General features: G+C 60.4%; 20 protein-coding genes. 11 read left to right on the top strand and 9 right to left on the bottom strand.

The genetic code is table 11. From position 1 onward, the window contains the following. The first annotated feature begins 40 nt into the window (after positions 1 to 40). The 3 genes from typA to ppa all read left to right on the top strand — a co-directional run bounded on the left by typA (position 41) and on the right by ppa (position 3252). On the top strand, positions 41 to 1861 hold the full coding sequence (gene typA, locus AB8B33_RS21175; protein WP_097617978.1) for a translational GTPase TypA: 1821 nt from the start codon (positions 41 to 43) through the stop codon (positions 1859 to 1861). Positions 1862 to 2059: 198 nt separating this feature from the next. Then, positions 2060 to 2566, top strand: a complete 507-nt coding sequence (locus AB8B33_RS21170) for a GNAT family N-acetyltransferase (protein WP_113319748.1) — start codon at positions 2060 to 2062, stop codon at positions 2564 to 2566. A 149-nt stretch (positions 2567 to 2715) separates the two neighbouring features. Then, positions 2716 to 3252: an inorganic diphosphatase gene (gene ppa, locus AB8B33_RS21165; RefSeq protein WP_037101776.1), complete on the top strand. Its 537-nt coding sequence runs from the start codon at positions 2716 to 2718 to the stop codon at positions 3250 to 3252. Positions 3253 to 3310: 58 nt separating this feature from the next. Here ppa and AB8B33_RS21160 read toward each other — a convergent pair whose 3' ends face one another. Next, the gene (locus AB8B33_RS21160; protein ID WP_439016784.1) at positions 3311 to 3622 is read right to left on the bottom strand and encodes a DUF167 domain-containing protein; all 312 of its coding nucleotides are present in this window, start codon (positions 3620 to 3622) and stop codon (positions 3311 to 3313) included. Continuing rightward, the gene (locus tag AB8B33_RS21155) at positions 3619 to 3933 is read right to left on the bottom strand and encodes a YggT family protein (protein ID WP_439016783.1); all 315 of its coding nucleotides are present in this window, start codon (positions 3931 to 3933) and stop codon (positions 3619 to 3621) included. Before AB8B33_RS21155 ends, AB8B33_RS21160 begins: the two co-directional genes overlap by 4 nt. 139 nt (positions 3934 to 4072) lie before the next feature. On the opposite strand from AB8B33_RS21155, the gene AB8B33_RS21150 reads away from it, so the two are divergent. Further along, positions 4073 to 5317 (top strand): MFS transporter, encoded by a 1245-nt coding sequence (locus tag AB8B33_RS21150; RefSeq protein ID WP_439016782.1) that lies wholly within the window; start codon positions 4073 to 4075, stop codon positions 5315 to 5317. On the opposite strand, the gene AB8B33_RS21145 is transcribed toward AB8B33_RS21150, so the two are convergent. Genes AB8B33_RS21145 through hemC form a run of 6 tightly spaced genes read right to left on the bottom strand, consistent with a single transcriptional unit; the run spans position 5298 to position 11133 of the window. After that, the gene (locus tag AB8B33_RS21145) at positions 5298 to 6047 is read right to left on the bottom strand and encodes a glutamine amidotransferase (protein ID WP_439016781.1); all 750 of its coding nucleotides are present in this window, start codon (positions 6045 to 6047) and stop codon (positions 5298 to 5300) included. The genes AB8B33_RS21150 and AB8B33_RS21145 overlap by 20 nt on opposite strands. Then, a complete protein-coding gene (locus AB8B33_RS21140; protein WP_439016780.1) occupies positions 6034 to 6519 on the bottom strand; it encodes a TerB family tellurite resistance protein in 486 nt (161 codons plus the stop codon). Before AB8B33_RS21140 ends, AB8B33_RS21145 begins: the two co-directional genes overlap by 14 nt. Positions 6520 to 6537: 18 nt before the next feature. Further along, positions 6538 to 8145 (bottom strand): heme biosynthesis protein HemY, encoded by a 1608-nt coding sequence (locus AB8B33_RS21135; protein WP_439016779.1) that lies wholly within the window; start codon positions 8143 to 8145, stop codon positions 6538 to 6540. Positions 8146 to 8147: 2 nt separating this feature from the next. Next, entirely contained in the window at positions 8148 to 9422 is a 1275-nt protein-coding gene (locus AB8B33_RS21130; protein ID WP_439016778.1) for a COG4223 family protein, read from the bottom strand. A gap of 59 nt (positions 9423 to 9481) precedes the next feature. Beyond that, complete coding sequence (locus AB8B33_RS21125) at positions 9482 to 10198, bottom strand: uroporphyrinogen-III synthase (protein WP_439016777.1); 717 nt, start codon at positions 10196 to 10198, stop codon at positions 9482 to 9484. Between the two features lie 5 nt (positions 10199 to 10203). Next, positions 10204 to 11133 (bottom strand): hydroxymethylbilane synthase, encoded by a 930-nt coding sequence (gene hemC, locus AB8B33_RS21120; protein WP_439016776.1) that lies wholly within the window; start codon positions 11131 to 11133, stop codon positions 10204 to 10206. A gap of 72 nt (positions 11134 to 11205) precedes the next feature. Between hemC and tsaD the strand changes: the two genes are divergently transcribed. The 5 genes from tsaD to AB8B33_RS21095 are packed head-to-tail and all read left to right on the top strand — an operon-like array spanning position 11206 to position 14677. Continuing rightward, complete coding sequence (gene tsaD / locus AB8B33_RS21115; protein WP_310385004.1) at positions 11206 to 12303, top strand: tRNA (adenosine(37)-N6)-threonylcarbamoyltransferase complex transferase subunit TsaD; 1098 nt, start codon at positions 11206 to 11208, stop codon at positions 12301 to 12303. Further along, on the top strand, positions 12300 to 13283 hold the full coding sequence (locus AB8B33_RS21110) for an NAD(P)H-dependent glycerol-3-phosphate dehydrogenase (protein ID WP_439016775.1): 984 nt from the start codon (positions 12300 to 12302) through the stop codon (positions 13281 to 13283). The genes tsaD and AB8B33_RS21110 overlap by 4 nt, the downstream gene beginning before the upstream one ends. Before the next feature lie 9 nt (positions 13284 to 13292). After that, entirely contained in the window at positions 13293 to 13586 is a 294-nt protein-coding gene (locus tag AB8B33_RS21105) for a YciI-like protein (RefSeq protein ID WP_007814473.1), read from the top strand. Between the two features lie 5 nt (positions 13587 to 13591). Next, a complete protein-coding gene (locus AB8B33_RS21100) occupies positions 13592 to 14023 on the top strand; it encodes an EVE domain-containing protein (protein WP_113319736.1) in 432 nt (143 codons plus the stop codon). A 6-nt stretch (positions 14024 to 14029) separates the two neighbouring features. After that, positions 14030 to 14677, top strand: a complete 648-nt coding sequence (locus AB8B33_RS21095) for a class I SAM-dependent methyltransferase (protein WP_439016774.1) — start codon at positions 14030 to 14032, stop codon at positions 14675 to 14677. Here the strand turns inward: AB8B33_RS21095 and AB8B33_RS21090 are convergent. Then, on the bottom strand, positions 14674 to 15168 hold the full coding sequence (locus AB8B33_RS21090; RefSeq protein ID WP_439016773.1) for a hypothetical protein: 495 nt from the start codon (positions 15166 to 15168) through the stop codon (positions 14674 to 14676). The two genes, AB8B33_RS21095 and AB8B33_RS21090, sit on opposite strands and share 4 nt — an antisense overlap. A 303-nt stretch (positions 15169 to 15471) precedes the next feature. Between AB8B33_RS21090 and sdhC the strand changes: the two genes are divergently transcribed. Next, positions 15472 to 15864: a succinate dehydrogenase, cytochrome b556 subunit gene (sdhC, locus tag AB8B33_RS21085; RefSeq protein WP_439016772.1), complete on the top strand. Its 393-nt coding sequence runs from the start codon at positions 15472 to 15474 to the stop codon at positions 15862 to 15864. Positions 15865 to 15875: 11 nt separating this feature from the next. Continuing rightward, positions 15876 to 16256: a succinate dehydrogenase, hydrophobic membrane anchor protein gene (sdhD, locus tag AB8B33_RS21080; protein WP_113324704.1), complete on the top strand. Its 381-nt coding sequence runs from the start codon at positions 15876 to 15878 to the stop codon at positions 16254 to 16256. Position 16257 lies beyond the last annotated feature (1 nt).

Below are 16257 nucleotides of genomic sequence, written 5' to 3'. Positions count from 1 at the left end.
TCCACTAAGCGTAGCGCCCCAGCCTCAGAGATTATGACAAATGGCACTTCGCAACATCGCGATCATCGCGCACGTTGACCATGGCAAAACGACCCTCGTCGACGAGCTCCTGAAACAGTCCGGTTCGTTCCGCGAGAACCAGCGCGTTGCAGAACGCGTGATGGACTCGAACGATCTCGAAAAGGAGCGCGGCATCACCATTCTCGCCAAGGCGACCTCGGTGGAATGGAAAGGTGTCCGCATCAACATCGTCGACACCCCCGGCCACGCCGACTTCGGCGGTGAAGTCGAGCGCATTCTTTCGATGGTGGATGGCGCGATCGTTCTCGTCGACTCCTCCGAAGGCCCGATGCCGCAGACGAAGTTCGTTGTCTCGAAGGCATTGAAGGTCGGTCTTCGTCCGATCGTCGCGATCAACAAGATCGACCGTCCGGATGGCCGCCATGAAGAAGTCATCAACGAAGTCTTTGATCTCTTCGCCAATCTCGATGCGACCGACGAGCAGCTCGACTTCCCGATCCTCTACGGTTCCGGTCGCGATGGCTGGATGAACGTCAACCCGGAAGGTCCGAAGGATCAGGGTCTCGCGCCGCTTCTCGACCTGGTGCTCAAGCATGTGCCTGAGCCGACTGTCGAAGAAGGTCCGTTCCGCATGATCGGCACGATCCTCGAAGCCAACCCCTTCCTCGGCCGTATCATCACCGGCCGCATCGCATCGGGCTCGATCAAGCCGAACCAGGCCGTCAAGGTCCTCGGCCAGGACGGCAAGCTGATCGAAACCGGCAGAATTTCCAAGATCCTCGCCTTCCGCGGCATTGAGCGCACGGCGATCGAAGAAGCGCATGCGGGCGACATCGTCGCGATTGCAGGCCTCTCCAAGGGTACCGTCGCCGACACTTTCTGTGATCCGGCCGTCTCGGAAGCCATGAAGGCGCAGCCTATCGATCCGCCGACAGTCACCATGTCCTTCATCGTAAACGACAGCCCGCTGGCGGGCACCGAAGGCGACAAGGTGACGAGCCGCGTCATCCGCGACCGTCTCTTCAAGGAAGCCGAAGGCAACGTCGCCCTGAAGATCGAGGAAGCCGAAGGCAAGGATTCGTTCTACGTGTCCGGCCGCGGCGAACTTCAGCTCGCCGTTCTCATCGAAACCATGCGTCGCGAAGGCTTCGAACTTGCCGTATCGCGTCCGCGTGTCGTGATGCACAAGGATGAAAGCGGCCAGCTTCTGGAGCCGATCGAGGAAGTCGTCGTCGACGTCGACGAAGAACATTCCGGTGTCGTCGTGCAGAAGATGTCCGAGCGCAAGGCCGAAATGGTCGAGCTGCGTCCGTCGGGCGGCAATCGTCTTCGCCTGCGTTTCTACGCACCGACCCGTGGCCTGATCGGCTACCAGTCGGAGCTACTGACGGATACGCGGGGCACGGCGATCATGAACCGCCTGTTCCACGACTACCAGCCCTACAAGGGCGTCATCGGTGGCCGCGTTAACGGCGTGCTGCTCGCCAACGCTTCCGGCGAAGCCGTCGCTTACGCAATGTTCAACCTGGAAGATCGCGGCCCGATGATCATCGAGCCGGGCGAAAAGGTCTATGCCGGCATGATTATCGGCATCCATTCGCGCGACAACGACCTTGAAGTGAACGTCCTGAAGGGCAAGCAGCTCACCAACATCCGCGCCGCCGGCAAGGACGAAGCGGTGAAGCTGACGCCGCCGATCCGCATGACGCTCGATCGCGCGCTCTCCTGGATCCAGGACGACGAACTGATGGAAGTGACGCCGAAGAACATTCGTCTGCGCAAGATGTATCTCGATGCCAACGACCGCAAGCGTTTCGAAAAGTCGAAGGCAGCTCTCTAAGAGCCTCGGCTACTCCTTTAAAACCCCGGCCTTCGCGCCGGGGTTTTTTATTGTGCGCTGCGTCGATTCCGACTTGTGACAATCGTTAAAAAAGCGTTAAATTTTGCCTGTCGTCCACATATCAAGTCTGTGGGCAATCGATCACAATGCGGTCGACGCATATGGTTAATTGCCTCCGGCAGGACCAGAGTAAGCGTTATGAAGACGTTGTCGATCGATGTCCGGCGGGCTGAACCGCATGATGCCCGAGCCATTTCGGAAGCCCATCGGCTTTCCTGGCAGCATACTTATGCGGGCATCATTCCGCATCGTGCTCTGAACCAGATGATCGAGCGCCGCGGTGAAAACTGGTGGCGCAAGGCAACTCGCGGCCCGGCGACATTGCTCGTTCTAGATGTGGCGGGGACCGTCGCTGGTTACGCGACCCTCGGCCTTAATCGCGCACGCGCGCTGCCTCAGGAAGGCGAAATCTACGAGCTCTATTTGCGTCCGGAATATCAGGGTATCGGCCTCGGCAAGCTGCTTTTTGGCGAAGCCCGGCGGCTTTTGAAATCTCTGGGCTGCAACGGCCTGGTCGTCTGGTGCCTGGAAGAAAATGAAACGGCCGCCGACTTTTATCGCGACCATGGCGGTATCGATTTCTGCGAAGGTATAGAAAATTTCGACCATAAGCAGATTAAAAAGATCGGCTTCATCTGGAACTGATCGCGGCTTCACAAGCGGCCCATTTCATACTGCAAATATTCCACCTTTGGATGTCTTCGCATATTAAGCATTGCTTGCGAGGCATGTTGCGTTGCGAGATGAAACCGATTAACTGGCTTCGAAGCAATTCAATCTTGCGGGAGTTTCCTATGCGCATCGATGCCGTTTCAATCGGTAAGAATCCACCTGAAGACGTCAACGTTATCGTCGAAGTTCCCGTCGGCGGTCATCCGATCAAGTATGAAATGGACAAGGAAGCCGGTACGCTGGTTGTCGATCGCTTCCTCTATACCCCGATGACCTATCCGGGTAACTACGGCTTCGTGCCGCACACGCTTTCCGAAGACGGCGACCCGATCGACGTGCTGATCGCCAGCACCCGTCCGCTGGTTCCGGGCTGCGTCATCAACGTCCGCCCGATCGGCGTTCTGAAGATGGAAGACAATTCGGGCAAGGATGAGAAGATCATTGCCGTTCCGTCGCCGAAGCTGACGCAGCGCTATGACAAGGTCAAGGATTACACCGACCTTCCGGAAATCACGCTGAAGCAGATCGAACACTTCTTCGAGCACTACAAGGATCTGGAACCCGGCAAGTGGGTAAAGATCTTCGGCTGGGGTGATTACAAGGAAGCCGGTGAGCTCATCCTCGAAGCGATCGAACGCGCCAAGAAGGAAAAGGCCTGAGCCTAGCTTTTACGCAATTTCGGACGCAAAACCGCTGCACAGTTTTGCTGGAATTGCTTTAGCCGAACAGCCCTTCGAGCTTTTTCATCACATCCTCCGGGTCGCCATCGATCCGGAGGATTTTTTTGCGCGACGTATCGCCGGAAGCAAGGCTGACCGAGGACTTAGGAATACCCAAAGACTTGGCGACGAGCGCTATCATTGCCTTGTTGGCTTTTCCCTTTTCCGGTACGGCGGTGACGCGCGCCTTCAAGAGCATGCCGCCTTCGCCATCTGGTTCGATGCCGTCGACGGCATCCCGCCCGCCATTCGGCGTCAGCCGTACAGCAAGACGGATGTGATCACCGGAAAGCCTCCAGGGGGGGTTCAAGCGACCAGCGAGAACAGGAAGGGCCTGATCGGATTGTTGAGTATGGCCTGTATGAATAGGATGATCAGCAGCAGGATAATCGGAGAGATGTCGATGCCACCCAGATTGGGCAGAAAGCGGCGTATGGGCCGCAATGCAGGTTCAGTCGCGTTATAGAAGAACATACCCAACTGGTTCACAAACTGGTTGTTCGAATTGATGACGTTGAATGCGTACAGCCACGAGAAAATGGCGCTGGCAATGATCACGTACCAATAGAGGTTCAAAGCCACATTGATGATTAGAAATATGGCTTCAAGAATTCCCGCCATTACCGTCTCCAGTTCGTTGTTGACAGATATGTAGACATTGGCGATTAAACGAGCAAGGGCCGTGTGGAGACGCACGGCAAATCATGTTTAACGGGTCGCTCCGCAGGCAATTCCGCACCCGCTTTCTCGGAAAAGCTTCATGTCGCTTTCGCCCACCGGAGACCGTTTTGCCGCGTTCCGGCATCCGTCCTATACACGCTTCTTCTTCGCGCGGTTCCTGCTTTCCTTCTCACAGCAGATCGTCAGCGTCGCGGTTGGCTGGCAAATGTACGACCAGACCGGGAGCGCCATCTATCTCGGTCTGATCGGGCTTGTGCAGTTCCTGCCGTCTCTTGTGCTCATCCTCGTCACCGGCTCGGTGGCGGATCGGCATAATCGCCGCGCCATCGCCTCGATCTGCTCGCTCGTCAGCGCGATCTGCACGCTCGCGCTGCTCGGAATGACGATCACCGGCAGCTTTTCACCGATCCCGGTCTTCATCGTGCTTTTGGTCTTCGGCATCGAGCGGGCGTTCATGACGCCGGCCGTGCAGTCGCTTGCGCCGAACCTCGTGCCGGAGAAGGATCTCTCCAATGCGATCGCATGGAATTCGTCCTCCTGGCAGCTGGCGGCCATCACCGGCCCTGTGCTCGGCGGTCTGCTTTACGGCGTCAGCGCTTCGACGGCCTATACGGTCGCCGTCATCTTTTCTGCGCTCGGTGCGATCCTGCTCTACATGATCCCCAAGCCGCCGCAGAAGACGATGGGCGAGGCCAGGAACTGGGACATGATCCTCGGCGGCTTCCGCTATATCCGGGAAGAAAAGGTGGTGCTTGGCGCCATCTCGCTCGATCTATTCGCCGTTCTGCTTGGCGGCGCTACCGCGCTGATGCCGATCTTTGCGCGCGATATCCTGACGCTCGGGCCGTGGGGTCTCGGCCTGCTTCGCTCGGCGCCGGGCGTGGGCGCCATCATCATGGCGATCTTCCTTGCCGCCTATCCGCTGAAGCATAAGGCCGGCATATACATGTTCATCGGCGTGGCGATCTTCGGCCTCGGTACGATCGTGTTCGGCCTCTCGACCAATACCGAGGTGTCCATCGCTGCGCTTGCCATCATGGGCGCTGCGGACATGATCTCGGTCTATGTCCGTGAAAGCCTGATCGCGCTCTGGACGCCTGATCATCTGCGCGGCCGTGTCAACGCGGTCAATACGGTGTTTGTCGGCGCATCCAACGAGCTCGGGGAATTCCGTGCGGGTACTATGGCAGCGGTTTTCGGCGCCGTCCCGGCCGTCATTATCGGTGGCATCGGTACGCTCGCCGTAGCCGCCATCTGGGCAAGCGGTTTTCCGAAACTCAGGAAGATCGATACGCTCGACGCGCCTATACGAGAAGCGGTGTAGCAGCTGCTGCCGTTTTGCCCTCGAAGACGATATCCAGGAAGTCGCCGAGCCACGCTTTAAGCGGCGCATCGAACAGCATGCGGCCTTCCAGATGCTCGCGTCCCTGCTGCGCGTTCGGCAGGATGAAGCGGTGCGCGCCGTGCACGACCCAGCGATGCATCATCACCCGTGTCAGCTCCGCATGGAATTGCAGGCCCCAGGCATTGTCGTTGTAGCGGAAGGCCTGGTTGGGATAGGCGTCGCCGGATGCCAGCAACTCGGCGCCATGCGGCAGTTCGAAACCTTCCCGGTGGAAGTGATAGACCATTTTCGGCCAACGCATCAGCCGCCGGCCTCTCTCGGTCGTATGCAGCGGATACCAGCCGATCTCTGTCGACCCGTCACTATTGGCGGCGACCTTGCTGCCGAGATTGCGAGCCAGCATCTGTGCACCGAGGCAGATGCCGAGATAGGGGCGATTTTCCCTGAGGGGGACATCTAGCCAGTCGATCTCCGCCTTGACGAATTCGTCTGGGTCATTGGCGCTCATCGGGCCGCCGAAAATCACTGCACCGGCATGGTTTTCAAGGGTGCAAGGCAAAGGGTCGCCAAGGACGGGGCGACGGATATCGAGATCATAACCTTTCTCGACGAGAAGCTGGCCGACACGACCGGGGCTGGAACGCTCCTGATGAAGAATGATGAGAATGGGGCGCCTGTCGCGTCTCATGCTTCTGTCAGTCAGTGTCATCCTGCACCACCTGTGCGTCCGTGACCCTGGCGGCCGCCTCCTGCCGCTTCTGAATGCGCTCACGGGAAGACACACCCAGGAGATCGGCAATCCGCCAGATCACATGGTCTTCCATTTCGCTTCGCTCGCCATCGGCATAGACGATATCCCAGAGAATACCGATCAGCTCCAGACGCTGCTCGGTATTGAGATGTCTCTTAAGATCGGAGGTGAAGCGGAAATAATCAACCGCCGAGCTTTCGGCTTCCAGCCCCGCGGCCATCAGCGCATCAAGCTGTTTGCCGTCGAGCGCATATTGCTCCTTCAGGAGTTTGCGCAGCCGCTTCTTTTCGCTGTCCTTGATCTGGCCGTCGGCCTCCATGACCTGCATACAGAGTGCAGCAACTGCGATGCGTGGGTCATCGGGGGCGAAGCCTGCCTTAGGGCGGTCGGCGGTCAGATTCTGGAAGAATGCCTGAAAGCGTTCGAACATGCGGTTTTTTGTTCCATTTTAGAAAAGGCGGAGCCGTGTCTTGGGTTCCGGTTCCACCTTGGGGTCGCGGACGCCCGGATCATCCGGCAGGCCGCCAAAGAAGGGTTTAGGTTCAGACGTAGCAGGAACCGGCCGGGAGGCGGACGGTTCGGCAGTTTTTGCCGGTGTGGGTGCCGAAGTTGCCGGGCGCACGGCTTCGGCAATCGTCGCTGCCCGTTCCAGCTCGATGATGCGGTGGTCGTTGACCACGCTTTCCGGCCGGGTTTCGCGCAGCGGCGGTAGTGTCTTCAGCGCCGTTTCGATAGAGGCGGTCGAACCTTCCTCGACCGGTCCTTCGAGCTGGCCGAAAGGTGCCTTCCATTCGAAGGCGTCGAGACGGCCGGTCACCGGCGAGACCGGCAGCCATTTGTCGGAAACGAAACCATCGGCAACCCAGGCCGGATCACGCGGCGCCTTCAGTGCCTGTGCCAGCCAATGGCGCACGCGACCCTGATCGCCGGTTTCCGCTTCCTCGATATCCGCAAGCAACAAGAAGGCCGCCTCGCGGGGCTCGATACGGGCGGCAGCTTCCGCCTTGGCGCGGGCCTTGGAGAATTCCCGTGCATCGAGCGCCGCCTGTGCGACGACGAGGAGAGATTCGACATTGTTCGGCCGCATGCCTTCCAGCCGCTCGGCGCGCTTCAGGCGGTCGAGCGTTGAATCCCCGCTGCGGGCGCGGACATAGACGCGGCCAATCTCGGGATGCGGTCCAGCCTTCCAGGTCTGTTCGAGAATGGTGGCAGCCTTGCGGATACCGCCTTCGCGGAAAAGCGCCTTTGCGGCAATCAGGGCGGCAGGTACAAAATCCGCCGACAGCTTCAGTGCCTGTAGGGCATCATCGCGGGCGCCGGCGGGATTGCTTTCCAGCTTGTCATCGGCACGGGCAGTCAGCAGCACAGCATGCAGGCGGTTTGCTTCGGCTTTTTCGACAACCTTGGCGGCCTTCTGCTGTTCCAGCAGACGGATGGCGTCGTCCCAGCGACCGGACTGACTGCGATATTCGAGCGTCGCCTGCGCGGCCCATGGCAGGTAAGGCGCGTTATCTGCGGCCTTTTCGGCGTACTGGCGGGCAGCTTCGTTGGCACCGAGGCGTTTGGCCTCCAGATAAAGACCACGCAGGCCAAGTTCGCGCGTTTCAGGATCGTTGGCCATGGCCTCGAATTTGGAACGGGCTTCATCATAGCGGCCTTCGATGAGAGCGGCCTGTGCTTCGAGAAGATTGATCAGCGGCTCTTGGTCGGCGCGGATGAGGCCGCGCGAGCGGGCGGCCATCTTGCGCGCGAGCAGGGCGTTGCCTGCGCCGGCGGCAATGAGGCCGGTCGACAGGGCCTGGTAGCCGCGATCGCGTTTGCGAGCGCGGAAAAAGCGCGTCACCGAATGCGGAGAGGTCCAGATCAGGCGGACGAACCACCAGGCCACCATGACGGCAGCGATCAGCGCAATGATGGCGCTTGCCGCGACGATCAGTCTGGTCTGGTAGATCTGGCCTTCCCAGATCAGCGATAGATCGCCGGGGCGATCGGCAAGCCAGGAGAAACCATAGGCGAGAACGAGGACGAGGAGCGCGAAGACAACCAGGCGGACCATGCTCATCCTTCCTTGCCGGTGCCGGAAATGGCCTTGGAGAGAGCACCGCCAACGAGATCCTCGACGCGGATACGAGCTTCGAGTGATTGCTTGAAGGCGGCGGAAGCCTGTTTTGCGGTCGCAGGCAGGCTGTTCCATTCGGTGGCTGCACCGGGCAGGTCGCCGTTCTTCACCTTGTCCTCCATGCGCGCGGCGATCGCTTCAACGCTTTCGCCTTCGACATTGCCGACGGGGCGGACCGAGACCAGAGATTTGGCGCTCGACATAAGCCGGTCCGACCAGCTCTGGTTCGGATCGGGCTGGTTGACGGATTCGACGATGGCGTTGGCGACATCGGGAACCTGACGGATCAGCTCGGCGCGTGATGGCACACCGGTCTCGGCAAAGCCGCGCAGATCAGTTGCAGCGGGATCATCGGGTGCTACGCCGGCAAATGTATCGAGTTCGGCGATGAAGGGGCCGCCACGGTCGATCGCGGCCTTGAGAGCTGCGGCTGCTATGGCGCGGGCAACGGCGACATCCTCGCGCGGTTCGTTCAGCTTCTTTTCGGCTTCGGCAAGGCGGCTCGTAATGTCGGCACCGTTTGAGGCCTGCTGTTCGGTGGTCTGCGCAAGGCTCGTCTTCAACTGATCAATCTGAGCTGTCAGATCTGCAATCTTCTGGTTGAGTGCTTCGACATCGGCCGAGTCGGTCGATATGCTGGGCGCCGGTGTCTGAGGGGCCGTTTCGAGAGCTGCGATACGCTTTTCGAGGGCACTGTTATCGACGGCTGGCGCCGGATTGGCGGCAAGGCTTGCGACCGATTGCTTGAGGCCTTCGATCTCGCCGGAGAGGTCGGCCACTTCGGCAGAGTTCGTCTGCTGGGTGGAGGAGCCCGGCAGATAACCGGCATATTGAATCGCGCCGGCGCCAAGCAAGGCGACAAGGCCGCCGAAAATGCCGGCGGCAATCAGGCCCGACGTGACCACGCCCTTCTGTGGCGGAGGCGGCTGTACCGGTTCCGATGGCAGGGGCTCCTTCGGGAGGGGCTCTTCTTGCGCGCCGGCAGCGCGGTCGCTCTCGTGTTCCGACAGCGGTTCACCGCCGGCTTCCGCAGCGGCTACGGCTTCGGCGACAGGTGCGTTATCGGCTGCTTGTGCGGCTTCTTCGGCAGGCTTTTCAGAATCAGCCGCCGAGGCGAAGTCCTGCGCGTCCAGGTCAATCGTGACCGGCTTGTCGGAGCTCTTCGAGTGGCGTGGCGGATTTCCCGATACCATGAGGTCCTCATTATCCTGCATTGCAACGAAACTAGACAGGGATGGCAATTAAGGGAAGAGGTTAGATCAAATTTGGGCGGCTAAGGCCTTCTAAGCAGCGACAAAAGGCTTTTTTCATCCGGCATCGGCGAAATCTCCAGGACTGTCCTCAAAACGGATGGAACAGCTTCTGCTACAGTGTTGCTGAGACAAATGAGACGGATTTTCGGCAGCTGCAGCAAAAGGGACTCTACCTGCGGGATATGAAAGAAATTTCCGGCCGTGTGGCGGGAATAGAAAAGAACAGCATCAGGAGGGTTGTTCGCCAGGAGAGCTGCGACGGTCTCGGGGCTGGGCGCGACAGGCTCCATCCGGTAACACTCGGCCACCGAGAAATACCGCCCGAGCTCCCTCAGACGCGTCTCGAAGGTCTCGGCGCGCGGACTGCCGGCGAGATAGAGAAGCCTATCGACCTTGTTTGCCGCGATCAGCTCGGCCAGCTCGCGGCCGCTGCCCGACGATGCTGTGACAGAATGAAACCCCAACTTGCGGGCCTCGTCGGCCGTCGTTTCGCCAACGGCAAAGAGACGGCGCGAAAAGTGAGGTGCCAGCGCCTCCCCCAGAGACTGCAAGGTGCGCACCGTTTCGGCGCTCGTTATGGCTATCGCCCCGATGGTTGTTTCCAGAGCCTGCCGAGCGGCCGCCATGTCGTGGACGGGACGGGTGAGCGGCAGCAATAGTGGCTCGTGACCCAGCTCGCGCAAACGTTGAGCGGTGCGCTCGCCCGAATGCGCTGGACGGGTGACGAGCACGCGCATGCAGGCTAGCTCCAGTCCTCGAAGAAGCTGCTACCGGCCCTTGCGCGCACGTCCTGTCCGGCGCGAGTGCCAAGTGCAGCGGCGTCGCGGCGGTTGCCGTCGATGGTGATCGCATGCTGGTGGCGGCCGTCAGGAGTGAGGATGAGGCCCGAGAAGCGGATCTGATCACCCTCGCAGACGGCGTAACCGCCGATCGGCGTGCGACAGGAGCCATCGAGGGCGGCAAGGAAGGCGCGCTCGCAGGAGACTGTGTCGAAGGTCGGCGCATCGTTGATCGGCGCCAGCAGCTCGTCGATCCTTGTGTCGCCGATGCGGCTTTCGATGCAGATCGCGCCCTGGGCAGGTGCCGGTGGGAAGCTGTCGGGGTCGAGGATATCGGTGATCACCTCGACCTTGCCGAGGCGCTTGAGGCCGGCAAGCGCCAGAAGCGTCGCATCGACCTCGCCTTCCTGCAGCTTACGCAGGCGAGTGTCCACGAGGCCGCGGAAAGTGATGACGTTGATGTCCGGCCGCATGCGGTGGATCAGGGCCTGGCGGCGAAGCGAGGACGAACCGACGGTCGCGCCATGCGGCAGATCGATCAGTTTCGGCGCGGTGCGGCCGATCACGGCATCGCGAATATCTTCGCGCGGTAGATAGGCCGAAAGGTAGAGGCCTTCCGGCAGGTTCGTTGCCATGTCCTTGCTCGAATGCACGGCGAAATCGAGGTCACCGGACACAAGCTTTTGCTCGAGTTCTGCCGTGAAAAGTCCCTTGCCGCCGATCTCGGCCAGCGAGCGGTCGGTGATGCTATCGCCCTTGGTGGTCAGCACGACGATCTCGAACATCTCCTGCGGCAGATTGTGGGCTGCCATCAGCCGGTCGCGGGCTTCGTGTGCCTGCGCGAGCGCCAGCGGGCTGCCGCGTGTGCCGATCCGGAAAGGTTTTGTTTGCATCCGCTTTGATCCGTTGTTACCGGAGTTCTCGTAAACAGGTTTAAACCCTATCGCAATCAACGAACAGGTTTCATGGCTCCCTTTCTGCGCATCCTCGGCATCGAGACAAGCTGCGACGAGACCGCCGCTGCGGTCGTCGAGCGCGATGCGGAAGGCCGCTCCAACGTGCTGTCGGACGTCGTTCTTTCCCAGCTGGACGAGCATAGTGCCTATGGCGGCGTGGTGCCGGAGATCGCCGCGCGCGCCCATGTCGAAGCGCTGGACGAGTTGATCGACGAGGCCCTGAAGCGCGCCAACGTGTCGCTCTCGGATGTCGATGCGATCGCCGCGACTTCAGGGCCTGGCCTGATCGGGGGGCTGCTTGTCGGGCTGATGACCGGCAAGGCGATCGCCAAGGCAGCCGGCAAGCCGCTTTATGCAGTCAACCATCTCGAAGGCCATGCGCTGACGGCGCGGCTGACAGACGGTCTTTCTTTTCCCTATCTCATGCTGCTGGTTTCCGGTGGCCATACCCAGCTCATCCTCGTGCGCGGCATCGGCGAGTACGAGCGCTGGGGCACGACGATCGACGATGCACTGGGTGAAGCCTTCGACAAGACGGCGAAACTGCTCGGCCTTCCCTATCCCGGCGGGCCGGCAGTGGAGCAGATGGCGCAGGGTGGCAATGCCGATCGTTTCAATTTTCCGCGGCCGCTCGTCGGCGAGGCACGGCTCGATTTTTCGTTCTCGGGCCTGAAGACGGCTGTGCGGCAGGCGGCGACCGAGATTGCGCCGCTGACGGATCAGGATGTCGCCGATATCTGCGCCTCGTTCCAGAAGGCGATTTCCCGTACGATGAAGGATCGCATCGGCCGCGGCCTGCAGCGGTTCAAGACGGAATTTCCAAACCTCCCGGAAAAGCCTGCGCTGGTGGTGGCTGGTGGTGTCGCAGCCAATCTGGAAATCCGCAGCACCCTTCAGGCGCTCTGCGACAAGAATGGCTTCCGCTTCATTGCGCCGCCGCTCCGCCTCTGCACCGACAATGCTGTGATGATCGCCTGGGCCGGGCTGGAGCGCATGGCGAAGGGTGTTGCGCCTGACGATCTCGATGTGCAGCCGCGTTCGCGTTGGCCGCTCGACTCCAGAGCCGTGACCATGCTCGGATCCGGAAAGCGGGGAGCCAAGGCATGAGCGAGCGCATCGCCGTCGTCGGATCGGGTGCTTTCGGAACGGCGCTTGCGGCCGTGGTCGCCCTGACCGGGCGAAATTCGGCGATCCTTGTTGGCCGCGATCCGTCGCTGATCGAAGACCTCAAGGCGGAGCGGCTGCATGATGCTGTTCTGCCTGGCATCCCACTGCCGGAAATACTGGAGTTCTCTGCTGAGGCGGATGCAATCGGCGATGCGGGCATCGTGCTCTTTGCCATGCCGTCACAGGCGCAGGCGGATGCCGCGCGGCAGTATGGTCCTTACCTGGCTAAGGACGCTATTGTGGTCACCTGCGCGAAGGGGATCGAACGGCCGACCGGTGCGCTTCTGACCGACATGCTGGAGCGGGAATTGCCCGATCATCCGGTTGGCGTGCTCTCGGGTCCAGGCTTTGCCGCTGATATCGCCAAGGGGCTGCCGACAGCCATGGCGATCGCTGCGGCTGACATGCAGGTTGCCGAGCGGCTGGCGCAGGCGATTTCCGGCCGCACCTTCCGGCTCTATGCCTCGGCAGACCGCATCGGCGTGCAGCTTGGCGGAGCATTGAAGAATGTACTGGCGATTGCCTGCGGTATCGTCGAAGGCCGCGGTATCGGCGATTCGGCGCGTGCGGCGTTGATTGCCCGCGGGCTTGCCGAGATGTCGCGCTTCATCGTCGCCAAGGGCGGCAATGCCGATACGGCGCGGGGGCTTTCCGGCCTCGGTGATCTGGTGCTGACGGCAACCAGCCATCAGTCGCGCAACCTGCGTTTCGGCATTGCACTCGGGCGCGGCGAAAAGGTCGACCCTTCGCGCGGCGAGTTGGTGGAAGGGGCTTTTGCTGCAGCGGTTGCCTCGCGGCTTGCCGAAGAGCTCGGCGTCGAGATGCCGATCACCGATGCGGTTTCAGCGATCATTGAAGGTAAGCTCGGCATATCCGAAGCCATCGAACAATTGATGACACGTCCGATTACGACCGAATAGGAGACAGACATGCTTTTCGCCCTTCTCTGCAAGGACAAGCCCGGCCATCTCAACGTGCGCATGGAAACGCGCTCGACCCATCTCGATTATCTCAACAAGCTGAATGCCGAAGGCAAGCTTGCCATGGCCGGCCCGTTCCTCGATGCCGAAGGCAAGCCGAACGGCAGCCTCGTGATGGTCCATGCCGAAACAGCTGATGATGCCAAGGCACTCGGCGCTGCCGATCCCTATGCACTCGCCGGCCTGTTCGAAAGCGTCGAGGTGAAGCCCTTTAACTGGGTCTTCAACAAGCCGGAGGCTTAAGCGGGATGGCGCACTGGCTTTATAAATCCGAGCCCGCAGCCTGGTCCTGGGAAAAGCAGAAGGCGGCTGGCGAGAAGGGTACCGAATGGACCGGTGTGCGCAACTACCTTGCGCGCAACAATATGCGGGCCATGCAGATCGGCGACAAGGGGTTCTTCTATCATTCCAATGACGGGCTGGAGATCGTCGGTATCGTCGAGGTCTGCGCGCTTTCGCATCCGGATTCGACGGCGAAGGGCGACGATCGCTGGGATTGTGTCGATATCCGTGCCGTCGTGGATGTGCCGAAGCCGGTGACGCTGAAGGATATCAAGGCAAACGAAAAGCTGTCCAAGATGTCGCTGGTCACCTCGATGCGGCTTTCCGTGCAGCCGGTGACGGATGACGAATGGGCCGAGGTCTGCCGCATGGGCGGTTTTGACAACCCGCCGCGCTGAGCAGCTTTGAAAACCGACCCGGAAACCTTCATCCGCGCCAATACCAGCCTGCTTGCGCCGCCGCATGTGCCGGAAATCCGGCTGTACCTGGCCAGCGAAGCCCACGAGCTCTGGCTGAAGACGGAAGACGAGCTGGAGGCGATCGGCCTGCCGCCGCCTTTCTGGGCATTTGCCTGGGCGGGCGGGCAGGGGCTGGCGCGCTATGTTCTCGATCACCGCGAAACGGTCAAGGGAAAGCGCATACTGGATTTCGCGAGCGGTTCCGGATTGGTGGGAATTGCCGCAAGCCAGGCAGGTGCGGCCAAGGCGACGGCCTCCGATATCGATCCGTGGTCACAGACGGCGGTGCGGCTGAATGCGGCCGCCAATTCGGTCTCGCTGGACTTCACCGGGGCCGATCTTATCGGTCAGAATGTCGATGCGGATGTGGTTCTCGCCGGCGACGTTTTCTACGACAAATCCTTCGCCGGTGCGCTGGTGCCTTGGTTCGAGACGCTCGCGGCCGGAGGCAAGGACGTGCTGGTCGGCGATCCCGGGCGCGCCTATTTGCCGAAAGACAGGCTGGAATTCTGCGCCGTCTATGAAGTGCCCGTCACCCGGGCGCTCGAAGACAGCGAGGTCAAGAAGACGACTGTCTGGCGGTTCAGGCCCTAGGGCCGGATAACACAGACATTGGCCTCATAAGAGCAGGGGTCATCGGCGATGCCGACATCGATCACCTTGGCCTTCGGGGCAAGGTTACGTTCCGGCGCAGCCAGACGATAGTACCCGTCGCCGCCGACATAGGTTCCGCCATCCGTCTGGTAGGCATAGGACGATCCGGCGTAGAGGCCGTTGCTCCCGTAGTTCTGGTCATAGCTCTGGGGCTGGGACGTAATGACGACGATGTTGCTGCGGCCATAGCGACTTGTCCCCGGATAGTTGAACTGCTTCAGAAAAGGGGTGCGCGGGTGATAGCGGATGACGTTGTCGCGTGTGAAGTGCAAGCCGCTATCCCAGTGGGTGCGCCTGCCGAGGAAGACGCCGTCATTAAAGCCGCCATGGCGCGGAAAGCGATGATCGAAGTGGCGCTCTCCGGCTGCTGCAGGCAGCGCTGTCAGCACCGCAAGGAGAGCAAGGATGGTCTTGGACAGACTGCGAAACATGGACCAAACTCCGAAACGCTAACAAATCGTTAACGCCAGATTGCGCCAAAAGGCGGGGCTTGTCCACGCAGCCGTGCGGTCAGCTTAAAAATTGAGCGAAAGAGACGAGTTTCATCGAGTTGAAAACTTCCCGGTAACGCGAATCGATTAAATTAAAAGCAGGCAGCAATTATGCTTGTCGTCAGGGGTTTCGGTGATTAAACGTCGACAATGATGCAACGCACACAGAATTTTGTCATTCGTGTGGTTGACTGAGAAATGCCCCTGACATCAAGGGCAAAGAGAAGACGCCGCGAGGTTCTGATGGCGAATGTGACAAACCGGCCCCTGTCGCCGCATCTACAAATTTACAAGCCAATTCCCACCATGGTCATGTCCATCGTTCACCGCATCACCGGTGGCGCTCTGTACTTCGGCACGCTGCTGGTCGCCTGGTGGCTGATCGCGGCTGCCAGCGGCCAGGGCTATTATGACTGGGCCAACTGGGTACTCGGCAGCATTATCGGCAAGCTCGTCCTGCTCGGTTACACCTGGGCGCTGATCCACCACCTGCTCGGCGGCTTCCGCCACTTCATGTGGGACCTCGGACATGGTTTCGAGAAAGAATTCTCGACCAAGCTCGCCATCGCCAATATCATCGGATCGCTCTGTCTGACCGTGCTGGTCTGGGTGATCGGCTTCATCATTCGCTTCTGAAGGTCGCACTCATGGATATGCGCACTCCTCTGGGCAAGGTTCGCGGCCTCGGTTCCGCCAAGGAAGGCACCGATCACTTTTGGCGCCAGCGCCTGACGGCCGTTGCCAACGTGCCCCTCATCATCTTTTTCGCGATCTTCATGATCGTCTATGCGGGTGCGCCTTATGCCGACGTGGTTCGCGCCCTCTCGAACCCGTTCGTCGCCGTCATCATGGGACTGATGATCATATCCGGCACTATCCACATGAAGCTCGGCATGCAGGTCATCATCGAAGACTATGTTCACGGCGAGATCGGCAAGCTGCTGCTCCTGATGCTGAACACCTTCTTCGCGGTTCTGATCGCCGGCCTCTGTCTCTTCGCCATTCTGAAAATTGCATTCGTAGGATAAC

Source organism: Rhizobium sp. 768_B6_N1_8, assembly GCF_051811225.1.
In the GTDB taxonomy this organism is placed as follows: Bacteria; Pseudomonadota; Alphaproteobacteria; order Rhizobiales; family Rhizobiaceae; genus Rhizobium.
Note: the sequence above shows the minus strand (reverse complement) of the source record. Positions and strands in the feature narration are given on the sequence as shown.

Coding starts and splice junctions, on each gene's coding strand:
- typA (WP_097617978.1), top strand. CDS start 41: ATGGCACTTCGCAACATCGCGATCATCGCGCACGTTGACCATGGCAAA.
- AB8B33_RS21170 (WP_113319748.1), top strand. CDS start 2,060: ATGAAGACGTTGTCGATCGATGTCCGGCGGGCTGAACCGCATGATGCC.
- ppa (WP_037101776.1), top strand. CDS start 2,716: ATGCGCATCGATGCCGTTTCAATCGGTAAGAATCCACCTGAAGACGTC.
- AB8B33_RS21155 (WP_439016783.1), bottom strand. CDS start 3,933: ATGGCGGGAATTCTTGAAGCCATATTTCTAATCATCAATGTGGCTTTG.
- AB8B33_RS21150 (WP_439016782.1), top strand. CDS start 4,073: ATGTCGCTTTCGCCCACCGGAGACCGTTTTGCCGCGTTCCGGCATCCG.
- AB8B33_RS21145 (WP_439016781.1), bottom strand. CDS start 6,047: ATGACACTGACTGACAGAAGCATGAGACGCGACAGGCGCCCCATTCTC.
- AB8B33_RS21140 (WP_439016780.1), bottom strand. CDS start 6,519: ATGTTCGAACGCTTTCAGGCATTCTTCCAGAATCTGACCGCCGACCGC.
- AB8B33_RS21135 (WP_439016779.1), bottom strand. CDS start 8,145: ATGGTCCGCCTGGTTGTCTTCGCGCTCCTCGTCCTCGTTCTCGCCTAT.
- AB8B33_RS21130 (WP_439016778.1), bottom strand. CDS start 9,422: ATGCAGGATAATGAGGACCTCATGGTATCGGGAAATCCGCCACGCCAC.
- AB8B33_RS21125 (WP_439016777.1), bottom strand. CDS start 10,198: ATGCGCGTGCTCGTCACCCGTCCAGCGCATTCGGGCGAGCGCACCGCT.
- hemC (WP_439016776.1), bottom strand. CDS start 11,133: ATGCAAACAAAACCTTTCCGGATCGGCACACGCGGCAGCCCGCTGGCG.
- tsaD (WP_310385004.1), top strand. CDS start 11,206: ATGGCTCCCTTTCTGCGCATCCTCGGCATCGAGACAAGCTGCGACGAG.
- AB8B33_RS21110 (WP_439016775.1), top strand. CDS start 12,300: ATGAGCGAGCGCATCGCCGTCGTCGGATCGGGTGCTTTCGGAACGGCG.
- AB8B33_RS21105 (WP_007814473.1), top strand. CDS start 13,293: ATGCTTTTCGCCCTTCTCTGCAAGGACAAGCCCGGCCATCTCAACGTG.
- AB8B33_RS21100 (WP_113319736.1), top strand. CDS start 13,592: ATGGCGCACTGGCTTTATAAATCCGAGCCCGCAGCCTGGTCCTGGGAA.
- AB8B33_RS21090 (WP_439016773.1), bottom strand. CDS start 15,168: ATGTTTCGCAGTCTGTCCAAGACCATCCTTGCTCTCCTTGCGGTGCTG.
- sdhC (WP_439016772.1), top strand. CDS start 15,472: ATGGCGAATGTGACAAACCGGCCCCTGTCGCCGCATCTACAAATTTAC.
- sdhD (WP_113324704.1), top strand. CDS start 15,876: ATGGATATGCGCACTCCTCTGGGCAAGGTTCGCGGCCTCGGTTCCGCC.